The organism is Catenulispora subtropica, from assembly GCF_039531675.1.
In the GTDB taxonomy this organism is placed as follows: domain Bacteria; phylum Actinomycetota; class Actinomycetes; order Streptomycetales; family Catenulisporaceae; genus Catenulispora; species Catenulispora subtropica.
In genome coordinates, this window is record NZ_BAAAQM010000063.1 from 1 (window position 1) to 13,678 (window position 13,678).

Annotated in this window: 9 protein-coding genes; 4 read left to right on the plus strand and 5 right to left on the minus strand. The window is 74.5% G+C overall.

The window, feature by feature from the left end; all coding sequences use genetic code 11:
- Positions 1-1,331: type VII secretion integral membrane protein EccD (gene eccD / locus ABD466_RS37095; protein ID WP_344661948.1), on the minus strand; the 1,331-nt coding region annotated here is incomplete at its 3' end.
- 93 nt (positions 1,332-1,424) lie between these two features.
- On the opposite strand from eccD, the gene eccCa reads away from it, so the two are divergent.
- From eccCa to ABD466_RS37110, 3 genes are read left to right on the plus strand one after another with little or no spacing between them, the layout of a single operon-like run.
- Positions 1,425-5,486 (plus strand): type VII secretion protein EccCa, encoded by a 4,062-nt coding sequence (gene eccCa, locus ABD466_RS37100; protein WP_344661949.1) that lies wholly within the window; start codon positions 1,425-1,427, stop codon positions 5,484-5,486.
- Entirely contained in the window at positions 5,483-6,691 is a 1,209-nt protein-coding gene (locus tag ABD466_RS37105) for a S8 family serine peptidase (protein ID WP_344661950.1), read from the plus strand. The genes eccCa and ABD466_RS37105 overlap by 4 nt, the downstream gene beginning before the upstream one ends.
- Before the next feature lie 42 nt (positions 6,692-6,733).
- Entirely contained in the window at positions 6,734-9,133 is a 2,400-nt protein-coding gene (locus ABD466_RS37110) for a serine/threonine protein kinase (protein WP_344661951.1), read from the plus strand.
- 43 nt (positions 9,134-9,176) lie between these two features.
- Here the strand turns inward: ABD466_RS37110 and ABD466_RS37115 are convergent, their stop codons facing one another.
- The 3 genes from ABD466_RS37115 to ABD466_RS37125 all read right to left on the minus strand — a co-directional run bounded on the left by ABD466_RS37115 (position 9,177) and on the right by ABD466_RS37125 (position 10,921).
- Entirely contained in the window at positions 9,177-9,566 is a 390-nt protein-coding gene (locus ABD466_RS37115) for an ArsR/SmtB family transcription factor (RefSeq protein ID WP_344661952.1), read from the minus strand.
- Positions 9,567-9,655: 89 nt separating this feature from the next.
- Positions 9,656-9,982 (minus strand): DUF397 domain-containing protein, encoded by a 327-nt coding sequence (locus ABD466_RS37120; RefSeq protein ID WP_344661953.1) that lies wholly within the window; start codon positions 9,980-9,982, stop codon positions 9,656-9,658.
- The gene (locus tag ABD466_RS37125) at positions 9,983-10,921 is read right to left on the minus strand and encodes a helix-turn-helix domain-containing protein (protein WP_344661954.1); all 939 of its coding nucleotides are present in this window, start codon (positions 10,919-10,921) and stop codon (positions 9,983-9,985) included.
- 256 nt (positions 10,922-11,177) lie between these two features.
- Here ABD466_RS37125 and ABD466_RS37130 point away from each other — a divergent pair, with 256 nt between their 5' ends.
- Complete coding sequence (locus ABD466_RS37130) at positions 11,178-11,786, plus strand: ATP-binding protein (RefSeq protein WP_344661955.1); 609 nt, start codon at positions 11,178-11,180, stop codon at positions 11,784-11,786.
- Positions 11,787-12,019: 233 nt separating this feature from the next.
- Here ABD466_RS37130 and ABD466_RS37135 read toward each other — a convergent pair whose 3' ends face one another.
- Positions 12,020-13,666 (minus strand): glycoside hydrolase family 13 protein, encoded by a 1,647-nt coding sequence (locus tag ABD466_RS37135; protein WP_344661956.1) that lies wholly within the window; start codon positions 13,664-13,666, stop codon positions 12,020-12,022.
- Positions 13,667-13,678 lie beyond the last annotated feature (12 nt).

Consider the following 13,678-nt stretch of genomic DNA (forward strand, 5'->3'; position numbering starts at 1 on the left):
CCCAGGCCCACCACCAGGGCGGCGGCGGCGACCGCGGCCGGGGTGGCCACGGCGTGGCCGACCGCCGCCGCGCGCCAGGCCGCCGCGGCCAGCGCGAGCATGCCCACGGTCTGGAGCAGCAGCCTGAGCGGGGTCCGCGCGAACACCCGAGCGCGCAGCAGGTACGCCACCCCGAGGTCGGCGGCGGCGATCGCGCCGAGCACCCCGTGGCCGGCGGCCGAGGCCGCGCCGCCGACCGCCAGCACGCCCCCGCCGAGCAGGAACGCGCCCATCAACCGGTCCAGGCGCGCCGAGGTCCGCCACAGTTCGGCCTGCTCCCGGGCGGGCAGGTCCACCTGGATCCGCTCGGCGGTCGCGGGCAGGGCCGGCAGCCGCTGGCCGGCCATCCGGAACGCCAGACGGGGCACGGCCAGCACGAACGCCAGCCCGAGCACCCCGGCGACGACAGCGCTCTGCGACAGCGCGGTGTGGAACGCGACGCCCAGCGCCCCGGACACCACGGTCCCGGCCGCGATCACCGTGGTCGTGGCGAACGGCTCCAAGCCGCCGGCGCCGCCGCCCGGCTCGTCGAGGACCGCGGTTCCCGTCTGCGAGCGGCGCGGCGCTCCGGCGGCCAGTGTCGGATCCGCCGAGCCCACGGCTGCCGCGGTCGCCGCCGACGCCAGCAGCGCCGCCGCCCCCGCCCACAGCGCCGCCGCCGACTCGGGGTGTTCCGCGGTGTGGGCCACCGCGTCCGCGGCGAGCCAGCCGCCCACCGCGGACCAGCCCACGACGGCGATGCCCAGCACGGTCCCGGCGGGGCGCACGTTGAGGAACCGGGCCGCGACCGCCGCGCCGATCAGCAACAGGACGGCCACCGCTCCGGCGATCCCGGCGCGCTGCCCGACCGGTCCCGGCCCGGCGGCGACGCCCGCCGCCCCGGCCGCCAGCGCCACCGCGCCCAGAGCCGGCCCCGCCCAGTGCCCGGCGGCCTCGCGCAGCCGGTCCTCGCGCTCGCGCACCGCGGTCGCCAGGCCGTCCACGACGTCGTCGAACACCGCGGCCGGCGCGGCCGCCCGGCGCGGCCGCAGGTAGAGCGTCTCGCCGTCGTGGACGCGCAGCTCGGCGAGGGTCCGCGCCTCGGAGAGCGGCGCGCCGCCGAGCCGTTGCAGCACCCAGCCGTCGTGGGCCAGTCCCTGGTCGGCCAGATCAGGCCCGGCAAAGCTCAATACCGCTGGTAGGAAGTCCGCCAGCGGCACCGCTGTCGGCAGCGCCAGTTCCAGCACGTTGGCCGGGGTCGCGATCGACAACCGGCACAAGTCGGCCTCAGGCAGCGTCGCTCGATTGCTCAACGTCCTGTTCTTCTTCCCTTTGCGCACGGACCGGACAAGTGGTCGACTATCGCGGGTCGTGCGGACGGACCGCCAGGGGAAGCAGAGCGAACGTTGAGCATCCGTGAATACCGGCCGGTGCCGCGCCGCACCGCGCCGCCTTTCCCTCAAGGTGAGATCGTCTTCCAGGAACCGCCCGCGATCCCGGAGCCGGTCCCGGGCGGGCTCGGCCAGGCGGTGATGGCGCTGCCGATGGCCGCCAGCAGCGGCGCGATGGCGATGATGTTCCTGCAGCCGGGCGCCCGCGCCACCAACTATCTGGCCGGCGGCATGATGGCGGTGTCCTCGCTCGGCATGGTCGGCATGCAGATGGGCCGCGGCGGCGGGGACAAGAAGTTCAAGCTGGCCGGCGACCGCCGCGACTACCTGCGGCACCTGGACCAGAACCGGCGCCAGGTGCGCAAACACATCGACGCGCAGATAAAAGCCCTGTTGTGGCGGCACCCGGACCCGGCGGCGCTGTGGTCGACCGCGATGAGCGGCCGGCTCTGGGAGCGCGGGCCGGCCGATCGGGACTTCGCCGAGGTGCGGCTGGCCACCGGCCCGATGGCGCTGGCGGTGCGGCTGGCGCCGCCGCAGACCAAGCCGGTCGAGGACCTGGACCCGGTGTCGGCCAACGCGCTGCGCCGGTTCCTGCAGGCCTACAAGACCATCCCCGACCTGCCGATCGCCGCGAACCTGCGGGCCTTCGCCCGGGTGGCGTTCGACGGCGACGGCCCGGCCGCGCGCGCCGTGGCGCGGGCGCTGCTCACCCAGCTCGCCGTCTTCCACAGCCCCGAGGACCTGCGCATCGCCGTGCACTGCGGCGACACCACGCGCGAGCGCTGGGAGTGGGTCAAGTGGCTGCCGCACGCCCTGCACGCCACCGAGTCCGACGCGGTCGGCCGGGTGCGGCTGATCAGCGACAGCTTCGCCGACCTGGAGCGGCTGCTGGACCCCGGCGACTTCCGGGAGCGCGGCCCGCACGAGCCGCCGGGACCGGGCGCGGCGCCGGCGGCCCGCGAGCCGTTCACCGTGATCCTGCTGGACGGCGGTGAGCTGCCGCCGGACCACCGGGCGCTGCGCACCGGGTACCGCAACGCGGTGCTGCTGGACCTCACCGGCGCCCCGGTCGCGCCGGACGCGCCCGTCGCGACCCTGCGGTTGCGGGCCGCCCGGGAGGGCGCCGACGCCGTGCTGGCGGCGGTGACCCCGGACCGCTCCGGCGGCGAGGACGTCAACGCCCTGGGACGAGCGGCGACCCTGAGCACCGCCGAGTCCTCGGCCGTCGCGCGGATCCTGGCGCCGCTGCGCGTCGCCGGAGCCGGCGAGGCGTCCGGGCGCGGCGCCGGCGACATCTCGTTCACCAGCCTGCTCGGCATCCGCGACGCGCGGGGCCTGGAGCCGGCGCAGACCTGGCAGGCCCGGCCGAACCGGGAGCGGCTGCGCGTCCCGATCGGCCTGACCGAACAGGGGCTGCCGGCCGAACTGGACATCAAGGAGGCCGCGCAGGGCGGCACCGGCCCGCACGGCATGATCATCGGCGCCACCGGCTCCGGCAAGAGCGAGCTGCTGCGTACCCTGGTGCTGGCGATGGCGGTGCGCAACGACCCCGAGATCCTGAACTTCGTGCTCGTCGACTTCAAGGGCGGCGCGACGTTCCTGGGGCTGGACAAGCTGCCGCACACCTCCGCGGTGATCACCAACCTGGCGGACGAGCTGCCGTTGGTGAAGCGCATGTACACGGCGCTGCACGGCGAGATGGTGCGGCGTCAGGAACTGCTGCGCGCCGCCGGGAACTACGCCTCGCTGCGCGACTACGAGGCGGCGCGCGCCTCCGGCGTCCCGCTGGCGCCGCTGCCGTCGTTGTTCCTGGTGGTCGACGAGTTCAGCGAACTGCTGGCGGCGCACTCCGAGTTCCTCGAGCTGTTCGTGATGATCGGGCGGCTGGGGCGCTCACTCGGCGTGCACCTGCTGCTGGCGTCGCAGAGGCTTGACGAAGGGCGCATCCACGCGCTGGAGGGGCACCTGTCCTACCGCGTCGGCCTGCGCACGTTCTCGGTCGCGGAGTCCCGCGCCGTGCTCGGCGTCGGCGACGCCTACGACCTGCCGTCGACCCCCGGGCACGGGTTCCTGCGCTGCGGCACCGACCCGCTGATCCGGTTCCGGGCCGGATACGTGTCGGCGCCGTACGTGCCGCCGAAGGCGGGCGAGGAGACCGAGGACTCGGGGCGCTATCACGTGATCCGGTACCGGTCGTCCTACCTCGCCCCTCGGGTCGCCCCGACGGCCGAGCAGGAGGCGGCGGAGCCGGAGGAGGAGTTCACCAGCCCGCCGATCTCCGAGACCACGCTTCAGGTGCTCGCCTCGCGGATGCAGGGGCGAGGCCGCCCGGCGCACCGGATCTGGCTGCCGCCGCTGTCGGCGCCGCCGACGCTGGACGCGCTGCTGCCCGAGGCCGTGGCGGCGCTGACCGGCGGGCTGCCCGAGCCGGATCCGCGCGCCACGCACTACGGGCCGTCGCCGGCCGGGGCCGCGACCCCGGCGCGCGGCGTGTCCGGGCCCGACGACACGCTGCTGGCCGTGCTCGGCGTCACCGACCGGCCCTTCGAGCAGCGGCACGACCCGCTGGTCGCGGACCTGGCCGGCGCGGCCGGGCACGTGGCGGTGGTCGGCGCGCCGCTGTCCGGCAAGTCGACGATGCTGCGCACCCTCATCAGCTCCCTGAGCCTGCGGTACCCGCCGCGGGACACGCAGTTCTACTGCCTGGACTTCGGCGGCGGCGGGCTCACCGCCCTGTCGGATCTGCCGCAGGTCGGCGGGGTGGCCGGACGCCTGGACGCGGAGAAGGTGACGCGGACGGTCGCCGAGGTGCAGATGCTGCTCGCCGACCGGGAGCAGGCCTTCGCGGCGGCCGGCGTCGGCTCGATGAGCGAGTACCGGCGGCGGCGCCGGCTCGGCGAGTTCGCGGAGGATTCGTTCGGAGACGTCTTCCTCGTCATCGACGGATGGTTCACCTTCCATCAGGACTATGAGCGGATGGAGCCCGCGATCCAGGACATCGCCGCCCGCGGGCTGGGGTTCGGCGTGCACCTGGTGATCACCGCCGCACGGTGGACCGAGGTCCGGCCGTGGCTGCGCGACCTCATCGGCACCCGGCTGGAGCTGCGGCTCGGCGATCCGATCGACTCCGAGGTGAACGCGGCGCTGGCCAAGGAGGTGCCGGCGGTCCCGGGGCGCGGCCTGACGACCGGACGCCTGCACTTCCTCGCCGCGCTGCCGCGCATCGACGGGGACCGAGACCCCGCGACCCTCGGGGAGGGCACGCGGGACCTGGTGCGCCACATCACCAAGGCGCACCCCGGGCAGGCCGCGCCGCCGGTGCGGATGCTGCCGACGCTGCTGCCGGCCGCGCGGCTGTCCCAGCCGGCCGCGCGTTCGGCGGTGGCCCTGGGCTGGGACGAGACCCGGCTGGAGCCGGTGCTGCACGACTTCGCGACCACGCCGCACCTGATGGTGTTCGGCGAGAACGAGAGCGGCAAGACCAACCTGCTGCGGCTGGTGGCCCGGGCGGTGACCGAGCGCGCGGACCCCAAGGAGGTCAGGGTCCTGCTGGCGGACACCCGGCGGCGGCTGCACGACGCCGTCCCGGCCGCCAAACAGCTCGGCTACGCGGTCACGGCGACGGCGCTGGAGGATCTGCTCAAGGAGATCACCCCGGTGCTGCTGCAGCGCGTGCCCGGACCGGATGTGGAGCCGGCGCGGCTGCCGCTGCGCGACTGGTGGACCGGGCCGGAGCTGTACATCGTCGTGGATGACTACGACCTGATGACCGGCAGCCGCGGTACGCCGCTGGCACCGGTGCTGGAGCTCCTGCCGCAGGCCGCCGAGATCGGGCTGCACCTGGTGCTGGCGCGGTCCACGGCCGGCGCCGCCCGCGGCATGGGCGACCAGGTGCTGCGGCGGCTCTGGGAGCTGAGCACGCCGGGGCTGCTGCTGTCGTGCAGCAAGGACGAGGGCCAGTTCCTCGGGGACGCGCGGCCGATGCGGCTGCCGCCCGGGCGGGCGCAGCTGGTCTCGCGGCGGGCCGGAACGATCCTGGTGCAGACCGCGTGGGCCGGCGAGGAGGCGGTGTGAGGGCCGGACTGAGGCGGCGGCCGTCGCCGGGCGGCGCCCTGGTCGTGGCGGCGCTCGTCTCAGGGCTCGTCGTCGCTCCGGTCGGCGGCGCTCCGAAGGCTGTCGCGGACGACTGCACGCCCTCGGTCTCGCCGGTGGCGCCGTCTCCGCAGACGCCGTGGGCCCAGACCGCGTTGCGCTACGCGGACCTGGCCCCCTACGTGGCCTCGGGAGCGAAGATCAAGGTCGCGGTGGTCGACTCCGGGATCGACGTCTCGGCGCCGCAGCTGGCCGGAGCCGTCGACGTCGCGGGAAGCGTGTCGCTCGTCGATCCGAAGACGTATCCGCCGACCGCCGACGTGCTGGGCCACGGGACGATGGTCGCCGGGATCATCGCGGCGCGGGCGCGCCCCGGGGTCGGGGTCGTGGGGCTGGCGCCGTCGGTGGTCAGCCTGCTGTCGATCCGGGCGTATCGCACGTGCGAGAACGAGAACGCGCCGATCGCGCAGGGCATCCGCGAGGCGGTCAAGCGCGGGGCGAAGATCGTGAACATCTCGGCCGGCACCTCGACCGACACTCCTGACCTGGCCTCCGCGGTCCAGGACGCGGAGGCGGCGGGCGTGCTGGTCGTCGCCGCCGCCGGGAACCTCGGCGACCAGCAGAACGGGAACCCGCCGCAGTATCCGGCGGCGTACCCGGGGGTGGTGGCGGTCGCGGCGACCGGTCCGGACCGAGCGGTGACGTCGTACTCCGAGCACGGTGCCTACGTGGAGCTCGCGGCGCCCGGCGGTACCGCGGAGGCGCCGGTGATCGGCGTCGGACCGGGCGGTGGCGGGGTGTCGGCCTCCGGGATCGGGACGTCGTTCGCGACGCCGTTCGTCGCCGCGACGGCCGCGCTGGTGTGGAGCCGTGATCCGGGGCTGACCGCGGAGCAGGTGCGGCAACGGCTGTACGCGACCGCGGACCGGATGGCCGCCGGGGCTCCCGACGAGAACTACGGATGGGGCGTCGTGGACCCCTATGCCGCGCTGACTCAAGTGGCGGCGCCTGGGTCCGCCGGCCCGCCACGGGCCTCGGTGCCCGCGCCGTTGACCTTCGCGACGCCCCCGCCGAAGCCCGACGCGACCGGCCGAGCCCTGGCCGTCGGCGGGGGCGGGATATTGTCCGCCGGGGGTGTCGCCGGGGCCGTGTGGCTGGCCCGGCGCCGACGCCGGGGCATCGCGTGAGACCGACTCTTCCGACCGACGAGATCCATGGGGAACCGCTGTATGTGGGGTGAGGGAACCGTCCTGGCCGGGCGCTACCAGCTGCGCCGGCGTATCGGCGGCGGGTCGATGGGCGACGTATGGCAGGCCCAGGACACGGTCCTGGGGCGCGACGTCGCCGTCAAGATCCTGCTGCCCGCGCTGCTGGACGACGCCGGCTTCGCCGCCCGCTTCCACACCGAGGCCCGGGTCCTGGCGGCGCTGAGCCATCCCGGCATCGTGTCGGTGTACGACTACGGCCAGACCGACGATCCGCGCACCGCGTTCCTGGTCATGGAGCTGATCACCGGCCGGCCGCTGTCGGAGCTGCTGGACGAGTCCGCGCCGCTGTCCGAGGCCACGACGCTGACGCTGGTCGCGCAGACCCTGGAGGCCCTGCAGGCCGCGCACGACCAGGGCATCGTGCACCGCGACGTGAAGCCGGCCAACCTGATGCTGCGCGGCGGCGCGGTGGTGGTCACGGACTTCGGCGTCGCCCGCACCGCCGACGCCCGCCGCCTCACGGCCGCCGACGTGGTCCTGGGGACAGCCGTCTACGCCGCCCCGGAGCAGGCCCGGCACAGCGCCGTCACCGCCGCCGCAGACCAGTACGCGGTCGGCGTCATCGCCTACGAATGCCTCACCGGCGCTCCGCCCTTCGACGGCGACACCCCGCTCGGCATCATGATGAAGCACCTGCAGGAACCGGTGCCGCCGCTGCCGGACACGGTGTCGGCGCCGGTCCGCGAACTGGTGATGCGGGCGCTGGCGAAGGACCCGACGGCGCGGTTCGCCAGCGCGCGCGAGATGGCCGGGACGGCGCGCCGCATCGCCGACGGGAACAGCTCGATCACGCGGATCGGGTCGCCGCAGGACAGCTTCCAGACCGGGGTCGACGTGGCGGCGGCGGTGGCCGCGGCGGCGCCGAAGGCCCGGTCGGACGGCGACTTCCTGTCGTTCACGGTCGTGCCGAAGGCGGCGGAGGAGCCGGAGGAATCGCAAGCGACCGAGGTCGAGGCCGAGACCGAAACTGAGGCCGATCCGGAACCGGTCGAGGAGAAGGCCGCGACGGGGGCGGTGGCGGAGGAGATAACGCCGCCGTGGGCTTCGTACGCGGTGCGCCCGGCACAGGGCGAGGGCGCGGACTGGGCGTCGTTCACGGTGACGGAGCCGAGTCCGGAGGAGACGGTGTCCCTGCCGGGAGAGGACGAGGTCGCGACCGTTCCGCTGCCCGACGGTGAGCCAGAACTCGAAACGGATGAGGAGGCACAGCCCGAAGCGGCTGCTCCGGCACGGCCGGCGCGGCTGGCCCGCGACGACTCGTTCACGGCCGGCGTGCAACCGGAGCCCGTGGCCGCTGAAGCGGCTGCACCGGCCCGCCCCGTGCGGTCGGCTCGAGAGGATTCGTCCACGACCGGCGGGCGACCCCGATCAGTGGTTCCCGAACCGGCGGAGGTGGTTGAGAGCGTCGGCGGGCGCGAAGCTCCGGAAGCCCCTGATGATCACGGAGCCGAGGGGCCTGAAACAGAGCTCGTCGAGTCCCCGCCGGAACCGCCCAACCGCCGCCGCACCCTCGTCTTCACCGGCGCCGCCGCCTTGGTCGCGGCCGTGGTGGCGGTGGCCGTCGCCTATCCGCTCTCGCGCTCCACCACGGCGGCGCCGGCCGCCGTGGCCTCGTCGACGAGCCAGTCCGCGCCGGGAGTTACAGGGTCGGGGTCCTCGACCAGCGTGTCGCAGGGCACGTCTTCGTCCAGCGGCTCGTCGAGTGCGTCCTCGGCTTCGTCCTCCTCGGCGTCGTCGAGTTCGAGCAGCTCGTCCGCCGCGGTCAGCAGTTCGTCGAAGCCGGCGGCGCCGAGTGCGACGCAGGGCGGGGCGTCCAGCCGGCCGAGCAGCGCCGCGCCGCCGGCGTCGAGCGGTCCGGCGTCGTCGGTCTCGTCGGCGTCGCAGGCGCCGCCGCCGGTGAGCTCGACCACGGCGCAGGTCCCGCACAAGTCCGGGCAGATCACCAATGTCGGGGACGGCGGCGCCATCGACGTCTACGGCAACTCCAGCGGGGCGCCGCTCTACACCGACGGTTCGCAGCTCACCGTCGAGCCGCCGTCCGGGCGGCAGGGGCAGACGTTCCAGGCCACCGCTTCGACCGCCGGCGGGCACACCGTCTACCAGTTCGGCGACGGACTGGACACGAATCAGGTGCTCGACGCGGACTCCTCGGGCGACGGCCGGATCGCGTTGTGGCACTGCTCGTGCGGGAACACCAACCAGCTGTGGTGGCTGGCCCGGGACGCGAACATGCCCGCCGGGGCGTTCTACCTCCACAGCGAGCGGTTCGGCGACTGCCTGACCGACAACGGACAGGGTCAGGCGGTGTCGTTGAAGCCGTGCGCGAGCGGCAACAAGGCGCAGCAGTGGTTCCTGCCGTGAGTGCCGATGCCGGTGCCGGTGCCGGTGCCGGTGGGGAGCCTCGTCAGAGGTCGTAGGGGATGCCGCGCACCGCGTGGTCGGCGTGCCCCACGACCTCCTCCAGCAGCCGGCGGATGTGGCCGCCGCGCAGGCGGTAGAGCCGGGCGCGGCCCTCGGCGCGCTGTTCGACCAGGCCGCCGAGGCGGAGCTTGGCCAGGTGCTGGCTGGCGGCGGTCGGCGTGCAGCCCGCGGTCTCGGCCAGCGCCGTGACGCCGAGCTCGCCGCCGCGCAGAGCCCACAGCAGACGCAGGCGGCTGGGTTCGGCGAGCAGGTCCAGGAAGCCCACGGCGGTGTCCACGACCTGATCGGGCAGGGTCGGGTCCGCGGGGTCGTGCCGGTGCTCGGGCGCGGGCTCGGCGGCGGGGGTCGGGGGCTGCGCGCCTTGGTGGGCCATGCGCGCCATCCTCTCACCCGCCCGCTCGGGGGGTCCGGCCCCAGGGGGCGGGCCCCATTCCGGACGGGGCGGAACGGGGCCGCGGCCGGTCAGGCCGTTTCGACCTCGAATTCCTCAGCCTTCACGCCGGCGAGGAAGGCAGCCCACTCGGACCGCGAGTAGACGATCACCGCGCCGTCGGGCCGCCGTGAGTGCCGGACGCCGACCGAGCCGTCGGCCAGCCGGGCCACCTCGACGCAGTTGGTCGCGCCGTTGCTGTGGCTGCTCTTGCGCCAGGCGGCGCCGGTCAGGTCGGCACCGGCCGGGGTCGGGCCGGTGAGCTCCGCGCCGATCGAGCAGGCGCCGTACGTATCGGTTCCGTTCGCCGTGTCAGGAGTCGGATCGTGCCGGTCGTGCTGGTCGTTCCTGGTGCTCAACTAGCTCTCCATCTTCGTCAGCAGGTCGGCGAGCCAGAGCGCCGACCTCTCGGGGGAAAGCGCCGCGGCCCGCAGCTGATCGAACACCGACGCGTAATTGCGCACCTCGTCGACGGTCTCCAAGAAATGCGTTCGCGTCAGGTTGTCCAGGCATACCACGTCGTGTTCCAGAGGATTACCGAATCCTACAATCGCGAAAGGTTCGTCGAGCCCGGAATACGCACCCGCCGAATGGGTGATGATCTGGATGACGACATTCGGCCGCCGCGATTCTTCGAGGACCCGTTCGATCTGGCCGCGCATCACCTCCGGCCCGCCGACCATCTGCCGCAGCGCGCTCTCGTGCATGACCACGCGCAGCCGCAGCGGGTCCGGGCCGCCGAGCATCCGCTGCCGGGTGCGGCGCACGGCCACCAGCGCGTCGACGTCCAGCGGCTCGGTGCGCACCCGCCAGGCCTCGGCCACCGCCCGGATGTAGGGCTCGGTCTGCAGCAGGCCGTGGACCAGCTGCACCGTGTGCGCGTCGATCGTGGTGGCCGCCGCCTCGACGCTGATGTAGTCCGCGTACGGCTCGGGGATGGCCCGGCGGTAGTACTGCCACCAGCCCTTGTCGCGGATCTGGCCGGTCAGGTTCAGCAGCGTCGTGCGCAGCTCCTCGTCCCGCACGCCGTACACGTCCAGGGCGGCGGCCACGTCGATGCGGCGCAGCCGGCCCTGGCCGTTCTCCAGCCGCGACAGCGTCGAGTCCGAGATCTCCAGGCGCTCGGCGGCGCCCTGCAGGGTGAGGCCGGCCGAGAGGCGGAGCCGGCGCAGGGCCGCGCCGAGGCGGCGCCGGCGGATCGGCGGGGCGGTGGCGGCGGAGGGCGCGGCGGCGGGCGCCCGGGCGGCGGGCGATGGCACCGTGGCCGGTGGGGCGCCGGCCGGCGGGTGGGAAGACACGGGGGCGGCTGCGCCGCCCCCGTGCTCTGTGTCGTCCGGGTCCTGCGATCTGATCTGAGCGCGGGGACCGGAAGGTTCTGCGGATGTCATCGCCACCCCCTGGCGGTTCGCTTCTGCGATCGACGCCATTCTGCCCGACCCGGCCCCGGTGATTTCACGGAATCCCCTGCGCGCATCCGCCCGCGGTGGGATATTTCATTACGGGGTGCGCGCTGGGGGAGTCAAGTCGCGCAGACTTCGACGATGTGAGGCTGTCATGCAGCAATTACGCCACCCCGCCCCGGCGTGCCGCGCGAGCGGCCGTGAGGCCGGCGGCGGGGTGGCCGTCCGCGGGACCGGCGAACCGGCCGGATCGCGGACTCCGCAAAGCAGTGCTTTGTCCTGGTCGTTCCCGGGCTCCGCCCTGGACGTCAGCCTGTCGCGGCGCTGGCTGGCCGCCGCGGTCGAGGCCTTGTGGGGAGCCGGTGAGGACGCCGACCGGCTGGTGCTGGCCTACAGCGAGGTGGCGACCAACGCGGTCGTGCACGGCCGCGGCCCCGTCACGGTATCCGTCCGAATCCGCCCCGGAGCCGCGGTCTGCGAGGTCGGCGACTGCTCGACGTGCACGCCGGAGCCCCGGCACGCCTCTCCCGAGGACGTCTCCGGCCGCGGTCTGGATCTCGTCGCCCAGACCGTCGACCGGCTGCGGGTGACCGCCGGCGAGGGCGGCAAGAAGATCGTCTTCGAAGTCGGGCGCCGGCCGGGCGCGGCGGCCGGGTCCGGAGGAAGTCCGGTCCCCGAGTCCGCCGAGGGTCCGGTCGCCGAGGAAGAGGGCGCCATGAGCAGGGCCGCCCGAAGGCACCATCCGGCGCGAGCGGGGGCATGAAACGAGCCCGCGACCGGATGGTCCGGCGGTCGCGGGCTGGTGACCAACTGAAGGGATCAGGGTGCTGCCGCACCAGCGGCAGGTGCGGCACCACCCGGCCCAGCGGCCTGTCGCTCGGCGGCCCTCCGCATCGGGACCGGCTCCGGCTGGCGTTCCCCGCCGGCTCCGGCTGGCGTTCCCCGCGGGAGACCTGACCGGAGCCGCGGACCGGCCGACTGCCCGCGGCGTGCGGCTCAGACGCCGGCGCGCTCGATCCACACCGCGGTGTCCACCGGGATCCGGCCGTCCTCCGCGAGCGGCCCGCTCGCCAGCAGCACCCGCCCGGGGACCGGCTGCGTCACCGGCTCCGCGCCGAAGTTCACCACGCACGCGAAGCCGTCGCCCCGCTCGAAGGCGAGCACGTCGCCCGGGGCGTCCAGCCACGCGAAGGGCCCGTCGCCGAGCCCGGCGGTCTCCCGGCGCAGGCGCAGCGCATTGCGATACAGCCAGAGCATCGAGTCCGGATCCGCGGCCTGGCCCTCGACCGTGTAGCCCTTCCACGCCTCCGGCTGCGGCAGCCACGGCGGCGTCCGCGCGCCCTCGGGGCTGAAGCCGAACGGCGGCTCGGTCCCGGACCACGGCAGCGGCACGCGGCAGCCGTCGCGGCCGGGGTCGGCGGGGTTGCGGCCCTTGCGCTCCCACATCGGGTCCTGGCGCAGGTCGTCGGGGATGTCCTCGACCTCCCACAGACCGAGCTCCTCGCCCTGGTACACGTACACCGAACCGGGCAGGGCCTGGGCCAGCAGGGCGGCGGCGCGGGCCCGGCGGGTGCCGAGGTCCAGGTCCACCGGGCGCCCGAGGTGGCGGGCGTAGATCGCGAACGACGTGTCCTCGCGGCCGTAGCGGGTGACCACGCGGTCCACGTCGTGGTTCGACAGCACCCAGGTGGGCGGGGCTCCGACCGGGGCGTGCAGGCTCAGCGTCGCGTCGACCACCTCGCGCAGCTTGGCGGCCTCCCACGCGCAGCCCAGGAAGGGGAAGTTGAACACCGTGTGCATCTCGTCCGGGCCCAGGTAGCGCGCCAGCCGGGCCGCGTCCGGCAGCCAGACCTCGCCGATCAGCACCCGGTCGCCGGGGTAGGAGTCCGCGACGGTGCGCCAGGCGCGGTAGATGTCGTGCACCTCCGCGCGGTCGGTGAACGGCGTGTCGTCGCCGTCCGCGACGTCCGGCAGCTCCGGGTCCTTCGCCGGCAGCGCGGCGGAGTCGATGCGGAAGCCGTCCACCCCGCGGTCGAACCAGAACCGCAGCACCGACTCGAACTCGGCCCGGACGTCGGGGTGCCGCCAGTTGAAGTCCGGCTGCGCCGGGTCGAACAGGTGCAGGTACCACTCCCCGGGTTCGCCGTCCGGCTCGACGACACGGGTCCACGTCGAGCCGCCGAAGTGGCCCTGCCAGTTGGTCGGCGGCAGTTCGCCGTCCGCGCCCCTGCCGGGACGGAACCAGAACCGCTCCCGCTCCGGCGAACCCGGCCCGGCGGCCAGCGCGGCCTGGAACCACGGGTTCGCCGAGGAGGTGTGGTTCGGCACGATGTCGATGACGATCCGGATGCCCAGCGCGTGCGCCTCGGCGATCAGCGCCTCGGCCCCGGCCAGGTCGCCGAACAGCGGGTCGATGACGCGGTAGTCGGTGACGTCGTAGCCGGCGTCGGCCTGCGGGGACAGATAGAAGGGGTTGAACCAGACCGCGTCCACCCCGAGCTCGGCCAGGTGCGGCAGCCGCGCGCGCACGCCGGCCAGGTCGCCGACGCCGTCGCCGGTGCCGTCGGCGAAGCTGCGCGGGTAGATCTGGTAGATGGCGGCCGAGCGCCACCACGGCGCCTGGGAATGCTGCAGCGCGGACACGGGAACCTGCTC

Bases quoted from the DNA above. Each gene is read 5' to 3' on its own strand.
- ABD466_RS37110 (WP_344661951.1), top strand. From the start codon at position 6,734: ATGTGGGGTGAGGGAACCGTCCTGGCCGGGCGCTACCAGCTGCGCCGG.
- ABD466_RS37130 (WP_344661955.1), top strand. From the start codon at position 11,178: ATGCAGCAATTACGCCACCCCGCCCCGGCGTGCCGCGCGAGCGGCCGT.
- ABD466_RS37115 (WP_344661952.1), bottom strand. From the start codon at position 9,566: ATGGCCCACCAAGGCGCGCAGCCCCCGACCCCCGCCGCCGAGCCCGCG.